The 14,282-nt window shown below is 63.7% G+C and carries 16 protein-coding genes; 12 read left to right on the forward strand and 4 right to left on the reverse strand.

Annotation, left to right across the window (positions count from 1 at the left end; all coding sequences use genetic code 11):
• The 7 genes from GM676_RS28870 to GM676_RS28900 all read left to right on the forward strand — a co-directional run.
• On the forward strand, window positions 1-1,314 hold a 1,314-nt coding region (locus tag GM676_RS28870; protein ID WP_155467845.1), incomplete at its 5' end, for a type II and III secretion system protein family protein.
• A gap of 12 nt (window positions 1,315-1,326) precedes the next feature.
• Window positions 1,327-1,569: a hypothetical protein gene (locus GM676_RS28875; protein ID WP_155467846.1), complete on the forward strand. Its 243-nt coding sequence runs from the start codon at window positions 1,327-1,329 to the stop codon at window positions 1,567-1,569.
• Window positions 1,566-2,738, forward strand: a complete 1,173-nt coding sequence (locus GM676_RS28880; protein WP_155467847.1) for a CpaE/TadZ family protein — start codon at window positions 1,566-1,568, stop codon at window positions 2,736-2,738. Before GM676_RS28875 ends, GM676_RS28880 begins: the two co-directional genes overlap by 4 nt.
• A 1-nt stretch (window position 2,739) precedes the next feature.
• Window positions 2,740-4,083, forward strand: a complete 1,344-nt coding sequence (locus GM676_RS28885; RefSeq protein ID WP_211923312.1) for a TadA family conjugal transfer-associated ATPase — start codon at window positions 2,740-2,742, stop codon at window positions 4,081-4,083.
• Between the two features lie 5 nt (window positions 4,084-4,088).
• Entirely contained in the window at window positions 4,089-5,066 is a 978-nt protein-coding gene (locus tag GM676_RS28890) for a type II secretion system F family protein (RefSeq protein ID WP_155467849.1), read from the forward strand.
• A gap of 13 nt (window positions 5,067-5,079) precedes the next feature.
• On the forward strand, window positions 5,080-6,009 hold the full coding sequence (locus GM676_RS28895) for a type II secretion system F family protein (RefSeq protein ID WP_155467850.1): 930 nt from the start codon (window positions 5,080-5,082) through the stop codon (window positions 6,007-6,009).
• Between the two features lie 9 nt (window positions 6,010-6,018).
• Window positions 6,019-6,648, forward strand: a complete 630-nt coding sequence (locus tag GM676_RS28900; RefSeq protein ID WP_155467851.1) for a LytR C-terminal domain-containing protein — start codon at window positions 6,019-6,021, stop codon at window positions 6,646-6,648.
• Between the two features lie 87 nt (window positions 6,649-6,735).
• Here the strand turns inward: GM676_RS28900 and GM676_RS28905 are convergent, their stop codons facing one another.
• The 3 genes from GM676_RS28905 to GM676_RS28915 form a co-directional block, all read right to left on the reverse strand.
• Window positions 6,736-7,506: a head GIN domain-containing protein gene (locus GM676_RS28905; RefSeq protein WP_229262912.1), complete on the reverse strand. Its 771-nt coding sequence runs from the start codon at window positions 7,504-7,506 to the stop codon at window positions 6,736-6,738.
• A 23-nt stretch (window positions 7,507-7,529) separates the two neighbouring features.
• Window positions 7,530-7,733 (reverse strand): hypothetical protein, encoded by a 204-nt coding sequence (locus tag GM676_RS28910; protein ID WP_155467853.1) that lies wholly within the window; start codon window positions 7,731-7,733, stop codon window positions 7,530-7,532.
• A gap of 114 nt (window positions 7,734-7,847) precedes the next feature.
• Window positions 7,848-8,750: a LysR family transcriptional regulator gene (locus GM676_RS28915; RefSeq protein WP_155467854.1), complete on the reverse strand. Its 903-nt coding sequence runs from the start codon at window positions 8,748-8,750 to the stop codon at window positions 7,848-7,850.
• Window positions 8,751-8,904: 154 nt separating this feature from the next.
• On the opposite strand from GM676_RS28915, the gene GM676_RS28920 reads away from it, so the two are divergent.
• The 4 genes from GM676_RS28920 to GM676_RS28935 all read left to right on the forward strand — a co-directional run bounded on the left by GM676_RS28920 (window position 8,905) and on the right by GM676_RS28935 (window position 12,346).
• A complete protein-coding gene (locus tag GM676_RS28920; RefSeq protein ID WP_229262913.1) occupies window positions 8,905-9,885 on the forward strand; it encodes an alpha/beta fold hydrolase in 981 nt (326 codons plus the stop codon).
• A gap of 130 nt (window positions 9,886-10,015) precedes the next feature.
• Window positions 10,016-11,008: an alpha/beta fold hydrolase gene (locus GM676_RS28925; RefSeq protein WP_371866405.1), complete on the forward strand. Its 993-nt coding sequence runs from the start codon at window positions 10,016-10,018 to the stop codon at window positions 11,006-11,008.
• A 60-nt stretch (window positions 11,009-11,068) separates the two neighbouring features.
• The gene (locus tag GM676_RS28930) at window positions 11,069-11,533 is read left to right on the forward strand and encodes a hypothetical protein (RefSeq protein WP_155467858.1); all 465 of its coding nucleotides are present in this window, start codon (window positions 11,069-11,071) and stop codon (window positions 11,531-11,533) included.
• Window positions 11,534-11,557: 24 nt separating this feature from the next.
• Window positions 11,558-12,346, forward strand: a complete 789-nt coding sequence (locus GM676_RS28935) for a transporter substrate-binding domain-containing protein (protein ID WP_155467860.1) — start codon at window positions 11,558-11,560, stop codon at window positions 12,344-12,346.
• Between the two features lie 4 nt (window positions 12,347-12,350).
• Here the strand turns inward: GM676_RS28935 and GM676_RS28940 are convergent, their stop codons facing one another.
• Entirely contained in the window at window positions 12,351-13,235 is an 885-nt protein-coding gene (locus GM676_RS28940) for a dienelactone hydrolase family protein (protein WP_155467862.1), read from the reverse strand.
• Between the two features lie 550 nt (window positions 13,236-13,785).
• Between GM676_RS28940 and GM676_RS28945 the strand changes: the two genes are divergently transcribed.
• Window positions 13,786-14,277, forward strand: coding sequence for an Hcp family type VI secretion system effector (locus GM676_RS28945; RefSeq protein ID WP_155467900.1), 492 nt, complete (start codon window positions 13,786-13,788; stop codon window positions 14,275-14,277).
• Window positions 14,278-14,282: the final 5 nt, after the last annotated feature.

Consider the following 14,282-nt stretch of genomic DNA (forward strand, 5'->3'; position numbering starts at 1 on the left):
GCCACGCCGGCCACGAGGTCCACCGCCGCCGTCACGCTGGCCGGCGCCGCCGCATCGCCGGGCGACAGCGGCTTGCGCTGCACCGGCCAGGCGGCGCAGCCGGGCAGCCTGTCGCTGCAACTGGGGAAGTCCACGCTGATGCGCATGCCGGAGGCGGTGCAGGCGCGCAGTGTCGGCAATCCGGCGGTGCTGCAAGCCATGCTGGTGGCGCCGGACACGCTGTACGTGGTGGGCGTGGACATTGGCAGCAGCAATATGATCGTGCAGGGCCGCAGCGGCTTGTGCAACGTGATCGAAGTGGTGGTCGGCATCGATCCCGCCGGCTTGCAGCAATCGCTGGCCGCGTTGATGCCGGAGCAGAAAAACATCCAGGTCAGCGCCGCCGGCGATACGCTGGTCATCAGCGGCACCGTGGACGATGCACCGACCGCCGCGCGCGTGCTGGAACTGGCGGCCGCCTTTGTGCGCCGTCCCGCGCAGCCGCTGGACGCCGTCGGCAAGGGCGCCGGAGCGGCCGCCGCCACGTCAGCCACACCTTCCACGCCGGCCACGCAAGCCGCGCAGGCCAGCGCCCGCATCGTTAACTTCCTCAACATCGGCGCGCCGCAGCAGGTGATGCTGGAGGTGAAAATCGCCGAAGTCTCCAAATCCCTGCTGGACAAGCTGGAAGCCGGCGTCACCATCAACTTCGGCGGTGGCAGCTGGGCCAGCACGCTGTCATCCAACTTCGTCAGCGGCACGCTGAAAAGCCTGCTCAGCGTCGGCAACCGCGCGCGCCTCGCCGCCGACAGGCAGGACGCACACGTGCGCGTGCTGGCCGAACCAACCGTGATGGCAATCAGCGGCCAGGAAGGCAGCTTCCTCGCGGGCGGCCGCATCTTCGTGCCGGTCGCGCAGGACAACAACAAGGTCACGCTGGAAGAAAAAGAATTCGGCGTTGGTCTGCGCTTCACGCCCACCGTGCTGGCGGGCGGCCGCATCAACCTGAGGGTGGCGCCGGAAGTGTCGGAGATTTCGCGCGAAGGCATCGGCATTTCGGCCGCGGGCTTCACCGGCGCTTCCGTGCTTCCCTTGATTACCACGCGCCGCGCCTCCACCACGGTGGAACTGTTCGATGGCCAGAGCTTCGCCATCGGCGGCCTGATTAAAAACAGCCAGACCAACAACGTCAACGGCTTGCCCATCCTCGGCGAACTGCCGGTGCTGGGCGCGCTGTTCCGCAGCACCGACTTCCAGCAGGACCGCACCGAACTGCTCTTCATCGTGACGCCGCATCTGGTGCAGCCGCTGCCGGCCAACTACAAACTGCCATAACGAGGACATCCCATGCGATACCTTTTGCCCATGCTGGCGGCAAGCACGCTGTCCGCCTGCGCCGCCCATCCGCCCCAGCCCGTCGGCTTCGATACGCGCCTGGTGCTGGCGCAGCAGATCATGCATCCGGAAGCCGCGCGCAATAGCGATCCGGTGGCCGGCATGGATGGCCGCACCGCGCGCTCCGCCTACGAACGCTATCAGAAAGCCAGCGGCGAGCAGCCCGCGTCCCTGCTGGGTAATGGTGCCAAATGAAAGCGCTCATGATCAGCAAGGACAGCCTGCTGCACGCGGAGATCGCGGCGCAAGGCTCGGCGCGCATGCCTGCGGTGCAGTTGGTGGCGTCGCGCAACGGCCTGCGTGACGCGGTGGAGCGACAGCTGCCGGAAATGCCGGAACTGGTGGTGCTCGATGCCAGCGACATCGCAGCCGACGAGGGCGAACTGGTGGACCGCCTGGGCAAGCAGTATCCCTCGGCCTCCTTCATGCTGCTGACGCGCGATCCGCAGCAGGATCTGCTCATCCGCGCCATGCGCGCCGGCATGCGCGAGGTACTGCAACTGCCGTTGGTGCACCGCGCCTTCCACGAAGCCATGGACCGCATCGAAGTGGCGGCCGGCCTGAGTCCCGTCCGCGAAGGCAAGGTACTGGCCTTCATCTCCTGCAAGGGCGGTAGCGGCGCGACTTTTTTATCGACCAATTTCGGCTACGCGCTGGCCGCGCTGGCGGACCGCAAGGTGCTGCTGATCGACCTGCATGGCCAATTCGGCGACGCCACGCTGTACGTCTCCGACCAGAAGCCCGCCATGACGCTGTCCGACATCTGCGCGCAGATCAGCCGCATGGATGGCGCCTTCCTCGACTCCTGCCTGGTACACGTGGCTTCCAACTTCGGCGTGCTGGCGGCGGCTGACGATCCCAATGGCGCGGTGGACATGAAGCCGGAACACATGGACACCATCCTGCACGTGGCGCGCCAGCATTACGACTTTGTGGTGCTGGACGTGGGCCGCCAGATCGACGCCATTTCACTGCGCGCGCTGGATCAGGCGGACACCATCTACCCAGTGCTGCAACTGGCACTGCCCGATATCCGCGACGGTCGCCGCCTGTTGGACATCTTCCGCTCGCTCGGCTATCCCAACGAGCGCACGCGCCTGATCGTCAATCGCTACGAGAAGGGCGGCAAGCTGCGTCTGATGGATCTGGAACAGGCGCTGGGCGCGGACGTGGTGCATACGGTGCCCAACGATTACCTGTCGGCGACCGACTCCGTGAACCAGGGCATACCGGTATTGCAGCTGTCGCGCAGCAGCGCGGTGGCGCGCAGCCTGGCCGAGTTGGTGGAGCTGGTGGCGGCGCGCCGCGTCTCGGAAAGCAAAGGACTATTCGACCGCATCTTCGGCCGCAACGATGGAGGATGACATGAGCTTACGCGAACGCCTGTCGCACGCAGACGATGTCCGCAGCAACAACGGCCTGCCCGGCCTTGCGGCGGCGGCCTATCAGGAATTGAAGAAGTCCATGCACCAGACTATCCTGGACCGCATCGACCTTGAGCGCTTGAAGCGCCTGACGCCGGAGCAGTTCAAGCACGAGCTGGCGCTGCTGGTCCAGCGCATCATCGAGGAAGAGCGCATCGTGCTGAATCAGCATGAGCGCCACAATCTGGTGCTGGACATCCAGCACGAGATGCTGGGCTTCGGGCCGCTGGAGCCCTTGCTGGCCGATCCCGGCGTGTCGGATATTCTGGTCAACACCGCCGCCAGGGTCTATGTCGAACGCTCGGGCAAGCTGGAACTGACCGAGACCACCTTCAACGACAACGCTCACCTGATGAAGATCATCGAGAAGATCGTCTCGCGGGTGGGCCGGCGCGTGGATGAATCGAGCCCGATGGTCGACGCCCGCCTGCCCGACGGCTCGCGCGTGAACGCCATCATCCCGCCGCTGGCGATCGATGGCCCCATTCTGTCGATACGGCGCTTCGCGGTGAATCCGCTCAGCATCGAGAACCTGCTGGACTACCGCAGCCTGACGCCGCCCATGGTGGAGGTATTGAAAGCACTGGGCCATGCCAAGATCAACATCCTGATCTCCGGCGGCACCGGCTCGGGCAAGACCACCATGCTGAACGTGCTGTCCGGCTTCATCCCGGGGCATGAGCGCATCGTCACGATTGAGGATGCGGCCGAATTGGCGCTGCGCCAGCCGCATGTGGTGCGGCTTGAAACGCGGCCGCCGAACATTGAAGGCAAGGGCGAAGTCAATCAGCGCTCGCTGGTGCGCAATGCGCTACGCATGCGGCCAGACCGCATCATCCTCGGCGAGGTGCGCGGCCCGGAAGCACTGGACATGCTGCAAGCGATGAACACCGGCCACGAAGGCTCGCTGGCCACCATCCACTCCAACACGCCGCGCGATGCCCTGTCGCGGCTGGAGAACATGGTCGGCATGGCTGGTGTGAACCTGACGCCGCGCGCCACACGACAGCAGATCTGCTCCGCCGTGACGGTGGTGATGCAGGTCTCGCGCCTGACCGACGGCACGCGCAAGCTGGTCAGCTTGCAGGAGGTGACCGGGATGGAAGGGGAGGTGATCGCCATGCACGAAATCTTCCGATTCGAGCAGAAGGGCGTGGACGCGCAGGGCAGGGTGCAGGGGCACTTTTACGCCACCGGCGTGCGTCCGCGCTTCGCCGACCGACTGCGCATGTTCGGCGTGGCGGTGCCGGATTCGGTATTCGATCCGGACAAAATCTACGAGTGACCATCATGGATGCGATCTTCTCCGGCTTCGCTGTGCTGCTGTTTGCCGCCGTGATCCTGATGATCGAGGGAGCCTGGCTGTGGTGGTCCGGTGCTCATGGCGGCGCGGCGCGCCGCATCGCCAAGCGCTTGCGCCTGATGGCCGCCAGCGCCGACGGTGGCAGCGAACGGGTCGACATTCTCAAGCGCCGTACCTACAGCCGCCATCCCGCGCTGGAAAAGCTGCTGCGCCGCGTCGGCCGCCTGGCTTTGCTGGACCGCTTGCTGATGCAGGCCGGCGTGCGCTGGTCGGTGGCGCAGTTTGTCGGCTGCTCGCTGGCGGCGGCCATGCTTGGCCTGCTGCTGCCGCAGATGCTGCACATGCCCTTGGTACCGGCCGCCGGCGTGCTGCTTTTGACGCTGGCCGTGCCGTGGCTGGTGCTGATGCGCACCCGTGGTGCGCGCCTGCGCAAGCTGGAGGAGCAGCTGCCGGAGGCGGCCGACTTCCTCGGCCGCGCGCTGCGCGCCGGTCATTCCTTCGCCAATGTGATGCAGATGGTGGGGGAGGAAATGCCGGAACCGATCGCCGGCGAATTCAAGTTCGCCTACGAGGAGATCAATTACGGCGTGCCGATGAACGAAGCCCTGCACAACCTGGCGCTGCGCGTGCCGCTGACGGATTTGCGCTATCTGGTCATCGCGGTGCTGATACAGCGCGAGTCGGGCGGCAATCTGGCCGAGGTGTTCGGCAACATCAGCCGGCTGATACGCGCGCGTTTGAAGCTGCTGGCACAGGTACGGGTGATGTCGGCCGAGGGACGCATGTCGGCATGGGTGCTTGGCTTGCTGCCGCTGGGCGTGGTGGCGCTGATGATGGTGACCAATCCGGCTTACATCCGCGTGCTGTGGACCGATCCTATCGGTGTGCACCTGCTGTGGTACGCGCTGGTGGTTGCAGCCGGCGGCGTGCTGTGGATGCGCAAGCTGATACGCATCCGCGTCTGAAACGGAGGATGGCATGAATGGATCGCAGATCGTATTCCTGGCGCTGGTCTTTCTGGTTGCCGCCGGTATTGCGGTGGCGGCGCTGCTGGTGTTTTCACCGGTGGCCTTGCGCGAGCGCCTGACGGAGGTGGTGGAACAACCGGAAGCGGCCCCCGATCCTGTGAGCGTTGGCTGGGTCGAGAAAGTGGCGCAGGCGGCGCAGCCGTTCTCGCGCCTGTCACTGCCGGAAGAGGGGTGGGAACGCTCGCCGCTGCGCACGCGCTTCATGAATGCGGGCTGGCGCAGCGCCTCGGCGCCGTCCTTATATTTTGCCGCCAAGACGCTGCTGGCGCTTGGGCTGCCGGCCATCGTCGCATTGTGCGGCGCTTTCGCCCTGAGCGCGCCGCAGAAAGGCTTCATGTACCTGTTGCTGCTGGTGGCCGGCATCGGCTACTACCTGCCGAACGCGGTGTTGTCGCACAAGGCCGCAACGCGGTGCCGCGAAATCTTCGAAACCTTTCCCGACGCGCTGGATTTGCTGACGGTGTGCGTGGAAGCCGGCTTGAGTCTGGAGCGCGCGCTGGCCAAGGTGGCCGGCGAAATTCATATCAAGAGCGTGGCGCTGGCGCAGGAGCTGCAACTCGCGCTGATGGAAATGCGCGCTGGTTTCACCAAGGAGCGTGCCTTGCGCAACCTTGCCTTGCGCAGCGGCGTGGAGGATGTCGATACGCTGGTGGCGATGCTGATCCAGTCGGAGCGCTTCGGCACCAGCATGGGTGATTCGCTGCGCATTCACTCGGACAACCTGCGCGGCAAGCGCAGCGTGCTGGCCGAGGAAGCAGCCGCCAAGATCGCGCTCAAGCTGCTGTTCCCGCTGATCTTCTGCATTTTCCCGACGCTGATGCTGGTATTGATCGGCCCCGCCGGCATCCAGGTCTACCGCATGATGCAGCTTACTCACTAGGAGGCCACCATGAAGAAGACCATCGCGGCCGGCTGCGTCATGCTGGCGGCATGCAGTGGCGTGCGGCTCGCCGAGCCAGCGGCAGATGTCATCACGCCACTGGAACAAGCCTGCCTGCGCGATCCGCTCGATCCCGAAAAGTGGGAGCGGCTGGCGGCGGCGCTGGCTGTTGGGGGAGAACGTGAGCGCGCCGCCATCATGTACCTGCAAGCCGCCTCGCTGCGCAAGCACGATGTACGGCAGGATTACGCCACGCTCAAGCAGGCCGTCGAAGACAGCGTGCCGCGCACCCAGGTACGCCGGGTCAGTGCTGGTCTGGTGGAGGTGCTGCGCATTCCAGGCGCCGGAGCAGATGCCAGCGCCGTGGTGCGGCTGGAGATCAGCAACGGCAACGGCGTCGCCGGCGCCGCCGCGCGGCTGGCGCGGACGCTCGATATGGAGGGTGTGAAGACAGTACGCTTGTCCAACGTGCGGCCCTTCGTCGAACCGCAAAGCCGCATCGAATACCAGCGCGAACAAAAGGCCATGGCGCAGAAGCTGGGCCGCCGCCTCGGCCTGCCATTGCAGGCGACACGCGCCACCAGCGCCTACGCCGACATGCGCATCGTGCTAGGTCACGACACGCGCTACCTCAAATAAAAAAACCGTCCGAAGGGGGGCTCCTTTCGGACGGTAAAAACACACCCATGTGTTTCCGGAGCCCGGCCACGCAGGCCGGAGCGTTCTTTACTGCCAGGCGATGCTGCCCATGCCGCGCGCGCTGGCGTTACGATTGGCCGGGTTGCCGTACACCTTGGCCGAACCCATGCCCGTGAGTTTCAGATTGGCGCTGGTCTTGGCGTAGACCGCCGCGCTACCCAGGCCGCTCATGTTGACGTCGATGGTGTCGGCGCGCAGCTGTTGCGCATCCAGACTGCCAACGCCACCAAGGCTGGCGTGTAACTGTTTGGTCTGGCCTATCATCTCGATGCGGCCAGCACCATTCAGATGCAGGTCGACGTTGTCGCTGTTGCCGCCGTTGACGGTCATGCCGCCCACGCCGCCGAGGCGCACGTCGATATTGCGATACTGCGCATCGACCTTGACGGAACCGGCGCCGTCCAAAGCCAGGCGCAGATTGTCGCCGTTAAATCCGCTCACTTCCGTGGCGCCCACGCCGCCCGACGTCAGTTGGCGCAGATTCGGCAGCGTCAGCTCGGCGCGCAGTTCGCGCTTGTTGCCGAAGTGGATAGTGTTCACTTTCTCGGTGCCGATGTGCAGCGTCTCGCCGCTTTGTTCGACCACCACTTTCTTGATGGCGTCCGGTTCGCCGTAGATGGTCAGCGAGGCGGTCGCGCCTTGCTTTACCTTCAGGCTGATCACGCCATCCAGCTCGATCTTCACGGCGCGCGCGTCGACGGTGCGGTTCTCGCTGATCACATCGGCGGCCAGTGCGGCTTGTGCGCCGCTGCCCAGGACCGCCGCCAGCATCGCTACCTTCATCAATTTTTTCATCATGCGCTCCGTGTTATTCGCGTGGATTACAGGGCTGCTTTTTCGGCAGCGGTCAGGCGCTTTGCGGTGACCGTTACGGTCGGCATCACGGTGGCTTCGGCTTTCGCTACAGCGACCACTGGCACGCTCGCTGCGGCCGGTTCGTTCACTGCCGCGGTGGCGAAGGTGGTAGCGCTGGCGACGACGATGGCGGCTACGAAGATGGCTTCCATGTTTTTTGCGATGTTCATTTTGAGCTCCTTGGTGGGTGAATAGTTCGTTGCGTTGAGTGAACTATAGACAAGGGCTATCCGTCACTCCACCGGGATGTGACGAACTGCAAAAAACGGGGGATAGACTGCGATTTACGGGTTTAAAACCGCGCCGCACAGCAGGTGTTCATTGCTGGCGTAGACCTGCGACAGCCAGGATGAGACGGTTTTAAAGCGGGCGATTGACCCTGCATCGCGATGGCTGAGCAGCCAGATATCGCGCTGCACTTCGACGTTCTCGCCGATGCGCCGCAAGCCCTCCTGCTGACCCATGATGCAGGGCAGGAGCGCCATGCCGACGCCGGCGCGGCAGGCGCGCACCATGGTGCTCAGGCTGTTCACCTTGAGCACTTTGCGCGGCTGCGGCTCCATCGCCGCCAGCCATTGCATCTCGCCGGTACAGGCCAGCGCATCGTCGTAGGCGATCCATGGCTGCGTGCCCCAGCAGCCGCGCGGCGTGTCGGCGAACCTGGCGTGGCCGTAGACGGCGAAGCCGAGATCGCCCAGCTTGCGCATCACCAGCGCCGCGTCCTCGCTCGGCTTGCCGAGACGCAGGGCAAAGTCGGCCTCGCGGCGGGTGAAGGAGAGGTTCTGGTTTTCCGCTTGCAGCGTCAGTTGCAGATGCGGGTGCTGGGCATGCAGGGCCGGCACATGGTCCAGCAGCCAGTAATCGAACAGGAAATCGATCGAGGTGATGTTGACCGTGCCCACGGTGGCATCGGCCTCCTGCGAGGACGCTTGCAGCATGCTCTGCACATTGCCGTACACCGCCTCGCCATGCTCGACAAAGACCTGGCCGGCGTCGGTGAGCTGGTAACCGGTGTTATCGCGGATGAACAGGCGCAGCTTGAGCGCCTTCTCGGCGGCGGCAATGCGGCGGCTGATGGTGGAGGCATCCACGCCCAACTGGCGGCCGGTGGCGCTCATGCTGCCGCTGCGGGCCAGCGCGAGGATCAGCGGGATGTCGTTCCAGTCGAAGTCGTTGCTTGTTGCCATGTTGGGGGTCTGCGTTTTTGCAAAGTGAGCTTGCAGAGTTGTCTGTTCCGCAAATGTTTTGCGAAGTCTAAGATTCACTCCATCGCAGCTACGGATCGAAAAGACTGTAGCACAACACTGAATATCCATACATCGACTAAAAGGAAGAATGATCATGAACGCTAACAATGTGAACCTGTCCCGCCGCAACGCGCTGTTCAACTCCGCCGGCGCCGCTGCCGCCGCCGTGGCCCTGCCGCTGGCCGCGCTGGGCACGGCCGAAGCGCAAGCCGCCACCGCCAAGGGCGGCCCGGTCAGCAAAACCGCCAGCACCATCACCACCCGCGACGGCGTCGAGATCTATTACAAGGATTGGGGGCCACGCAACGGCCAACCGGTGATCCTGAGCCACGGCTGGCCGCTGAGCTCGGACAGCTGGGAATCGGCCGCATTCTTCCTGGCGAACAATGGCTTCCGCGTCATCACCCACGACCGCCGTGGCCACGGCCGTTCCAGCCAGCCCTGGGATGGCAACGACATGGACCACTACGCCGACGATCTGGCGCAGTTGATCGAGGCGCTGGATTTGAAAAACATCATCCTGGCCGGCTTCTCGACCGGCGGCGGCGAGGTGGCGCGCTACGTCGGCCGCTACGGCACCAAGCGCATCGCCAAGCTGGGCCTGATCTCGGCCGTGCCACCGCTGATGCTGAAGACCGCCGACAATCCGGACGGCCTGCCGCTGGAAGTGTTTGACGGCATCCGCGCCGGCCAGCTCAAGGACCGCGGCCAGCTGTACCTGGATATCGCCTCGGGTCCGTTCTACAACTACAACCGTCCGGGCGCCAAGCCATCGCAGGGCATCATCCAGGCGTGGTACTCGCAGGGCATGCAGGGCGGCTTCAAGAACACCTACGACTCGATCAAGGCCTTCTCGGAAACCGACTTCCGCGACGACCTGAAAAAGTTCGACAAGCCGACCCTGATCATCCACGGCGATGATGACCAGATCGTGCCGATCAAAGCCTCGGGCATTGCCTCGGCCAGGATCGTCAAAGGTTCCAGGCTGATCGTCTACCCGGGCGCCCCACACGGCCTGACCGATACCCACAAGGACAAGTTCAACGCTGACTTCCTGGCCTTCGCCAAATCGTAATCACGCCGGGCCGCCTCCGGGCGGCCTGTAAAAATATTTAAAAATAGCTTGCTATCGAATAGCGCGCAATATATATTGAGTACATGTAGCGCACAATCAAATCGTTAACTATATAAATGGAGCCTTAATCGTGAGCAAAAATACCCAAGACCAAGTTATCAGCCTTTCCCGTCGTTCCGCCATTTTCAGCGGCGCCGGTGCCGCTGCGGCCGCCGTTGCCGTGCCGCTGGCCGCGCTGGGCACGGCCGAAGCGCAAGCCGCCACCGCCAAGGGCGGCCCGGTCAGCAAAACCGCCAGCACCATCACCACCCGCGACGGCGTCGAGATCTATTACAAGGATTGGGGTCCACGCAACGGCCAACCGGTAATCCTGAGCCACGGCTGGCCGCTGAGCTCGGACAGCTGGGAATCGGCCGCGTTCTTCCTGGCGAATAATGGCTTCCGCGTCATCACCCATGACCGTCGTGGCCACGGCCGTTCCAGCCAGCCCTGGGATGGCAACGACATGGACCACTACGCCGACGATCTGGCGCAGCTGATCGAGGTGCTGGATTTGAAAAACATCATCCTGGCCGGCTTCTCGACCGGCGGCGGCGAGGTGGCGCGCTACGTCGGCCGCTACGGCACCAAGCGCATCGCCAAGCTGGGCCTGATCTCGGCCGTGCCACCGCTGATGCTGAAAACCGCCGACAATCCGGACGGCTTGCCGCTGGAAGTGTTTGACGGCATCCGCGCCGGCCAGCTCAAGGATCGCGGCCAGTTGTACCTGGATATCGCCTCGGGTCCGTTCTACAACTACAACCGTCCGGGCGCCAAGCCATCGCAGGGCATCATCCAGGCGTGGTACTCGCAGGGCATGCAGGGCGGCTTCAAGAACACCTACGACTCGATCAAGGCCTTCTCGGAAACCGACTTCCGCGACGACCTGAAAAAGTTCGACAAGCCGACCCTGATCATCCACGGCGATGACGACCAGATCGTGCCGATCAAAGCCTCGGGCATTGCCTCGGCCAGGATCGTCAAAGGTTCCAGGCTGATCGTCTACCCGGGCGCCCCACACGGCCTGACCGACACCCACAAGGACAAGTTCAACGCCGACTTCCTGGCCTTCGCCAAGTCCTGATCGGTTGACCGGACTTTGCTAACAGCGCAGAATGGGCTCACCATTCTGCGCTGTTTCGTCATGAAAAAATATCTGGTCTTGCTGGCAATGTTATGCGGCACGCTGCGGGCTGAGACCATCTTCGTTTACACCAGCGCGCAGGTGGCGCCGCTGGTACTGGCCGACGGCACCGGCATTTACCCCGACATGGTGGCCTGGCTGAACCGTCAAAAACCGGGTGACCTGCAATTCAAGCTCATTTACCTGCCGCGCAAGCGCCTGCAATTGAAAGCCGAGAGCGGTCAGCTGGATGGCATCATCATCGGCATGATGCCGCACTGGTTCGACGACGGCGCCCAGAAAAAATACCTGTGGACCGCGCCGTTCGCGCTGGACCGCTACATGGTCGCGCTGCCGGCGCGACAGACCGAGCGCCGCTTCCTGGTGCCGCACAACCTGGCGCCGGTCTACGACAGAATCGCGCCGGTGCTGCGCAAGGTGCGCGACGACCCCGAGTGGCAGCGCCTGATGTTGCGCTATGAATAAGCCGGGTTATACTCGGGCGTATTCATGGGACACGAGATGAAGCACTGGGCCAGCCTGTTACTGTTCGTTTGCGCGGGAGCGCATGCCGCCGAAGCGTGCACTCCGGTGCGGGTGGGCTATTCCGATCGCGAGCGCCTGCCTTACTACGTCGGCAATGGCGCGGAGGTGCCCGAGCGGCCGGGCGTGCTGGTGGAATTGTTCCGCGACGCGGTGCGTAGCGGCGGTTGTGCGCCGGTGTTTGTGCGCCTGCCGGCGGCGCGGGTGCGCATGGCGCTGGCCAGCGGCAAGATCGACGTCGCGCCGACTTATACTCCGGGCGATAAGCAAGCCGACTACGTGGTGGCCACCACCGTCCATGGCGAACTCGATACGCGGCGGGCGCTGCGCAGCATGGCCGTGGTGTTTGTGCGCAGCGAGGACAGGCTGTCGCCGGCAACCGATCCGCAGCGCTATTTCAAGACCCATATGCTGGCTGCCAATCAGGGCACGATGCTGGCGTCCCAGCTCAGGGCGGCCGGCTTGCAGGTGGATGACGGCAGTGTCAGCTCGGAGAGCAACTTCGACAAGCTGCGCCTCAAGCGTGTGGATGGCTTTACCGTGGCGTTGATGACGCCGTCGGCGTTGGACCCCTATCTCAACGGGCAACTGGCACGGCTGGACAAGCCGCTCAGCGTTTCCTACGTGTGGCTGGGTGCCAATCGCGACTACTACCGACGCAACCGCGAGCAGGTCGAAGCCATCTGGAACTGGCTGGGCGCGCATGGCGCCCACCAGATCGATACGCTGACCCGCCGCTACGCCGCGGCGCCCTAGCTCCTCAGGCCAGGCGGACGCGGAAGAAGTCGATGGTGCGTTGCCAGGCCAGCTTGGCGGCGGCGGCATCGTAGCGCGGCGTGGTGTCGTTGTTGAAGCCGTGCTCGACGCCGGCATACACGTGGTATTGGTAATTCACGTGCGCGTCCTTCAAGGCTTTTTCGTAAGCCGGCCAGCCGGCGCGGATGCGCTCATCTTTCTCGGCGTCGTGGATCAGCAGATGGGCCTTGATGCGGGGCACGTCCTCGGCCTTCGGCTGCGCGCCGTAGAAGGGCACGGCGGCCAGCAAGTCCGGCAGCTGCGTGGCCAGATAATTGGCGATGCCGCCGCCGTAGCAGAAGCCGACCACGCCCAGCTTGCCATTGCCTTGCGGCTGCTGTTGCAGCCAGCGCGCGGCGGTGACGAAATCGGCGCGGGTCTTGGCCTGGTCCAGCTTGCCGAACAGGGCGCGCGCCTTGTCCTCGTCGCCGGGATAACCGCCGAGGGAATACAAGGCGTCGGGCGCGAAGGCGACGAAGCCGTCCAGCGCGAGGCGGCGGGCGATGTCTTCGATATGCGGATTCAGGCCGCGATTCTCATGCACCACCAGCACCAGCGGCAGCTTGCCCTTGGCGTCCTTGGGCGAGACCAGATAGCCGCGCACCGTACCGTTGCCTTCGGGCGAAGGAATCTCGACAAAACGGGCGTTGAGGCGCTGATCGTCCGGCGTGACCAGCGGCGCGGCAAAGCTCGGGCTGAGCGCGCTGAGCAGGCCAGCCGCCGTGACGCCACCCACCGCATAACGCGTGGCCGACGACAGGAAATCGCGCCGGTTGATATTGCCGTGCACGTACTGGTCGAACAGCTTGAGGACTTCCGGATCAAAATCGGCGGCGGTCTTGCGGGTCATGGCTCGGCTCCGTGGGAAAGTGGTGGCCTAGTGTAGCCCAGCCGCGGCTTGGCCCGGTTGGAATATTTCTACATTTGTAAAGGTGGTATTTGGCGGTGCTGGCCCAAGTAACAATCAGGGCGGCAAAAAAAGCGGCAGAAAGAATCGCCAAGAGTTTCAGTTTGTTGACGAAAAATACGTACAATCAAAGGCTTGTGGTTGTGCTGAATGAGCATAAAAAGCGGCAAAAATGTGCCAGTCAATCCATCAATTCGAACCACTCTTGCTCAGCGAGCGTATTGTCATGGGCTCGGTCAAGCTCTCGGTGGCGACCCACGAAACCACCAGAGCAACCCTGCGCGAATTGGTCAGGCAAATGAATTCCTTCTACAGCAGGAAGTTCGCGGCACGCTGAAGCGCTCGCAAGCGTACTGCGAGAACGGACCGTGCGCTCGTCCATTGATCTACCGCATACATGACTGGTTGGCCAGCATGGGATTTGACCCGAGCCAAGCCGTCGATTGAGTCGAATCGGCAGAATGGTTGAGAGCCACTTCACGCGGAGGACATGATGGCAATCGACGTGTATCTGCAAATTGACGGGATCAAGGGCGAGTCGGCCGACTCACAGCACGTCGGCTGGATCGAATGCACCGCAGTGCAATGGGGCATGTCCCAGCCAAAAAGTGCGACATCATCGACAGGTGGCGGCCACACCGCTGAACGCGCCGAGCTGGATGACATCAGCTTCCAAAAGCTTGCGGACCTGTCGTCGCCGATCCTGATGCAGACCTGCGTCATGGGCAAAACTCTTCCCCGCGCGAAGTTTGAATTCTTGCGCGCGGACGGCCAGGGTGAACGTGTTAAGTATTTTGAAGTCGAGCTGGAGAACGTGCTGATCGGCGCCGTCGCGCCCGTCGTCCATGAAGGGAACATCCTCAGCGAAACGGTCGGCCTGAAGTTCTCAAAGGTGAAGTGGAAGTACACGCAACAGAAAGTCGCGGGCGGCGCGGGCGGAAACACGGCCGGCGGATGGAACTTGGCTACCAACCGGGTCGCGTGAGGTGC

Source organism: Duganella radicis (genome assembly GCF_009720825.1).
GTDB classification, from domain to species: Bacteria; Pseudomonadota; Gammaproteobacteria; order Burkholderiales; family Burkholderiaceae_D; genus Rugamonas; species Rugamonas radicis.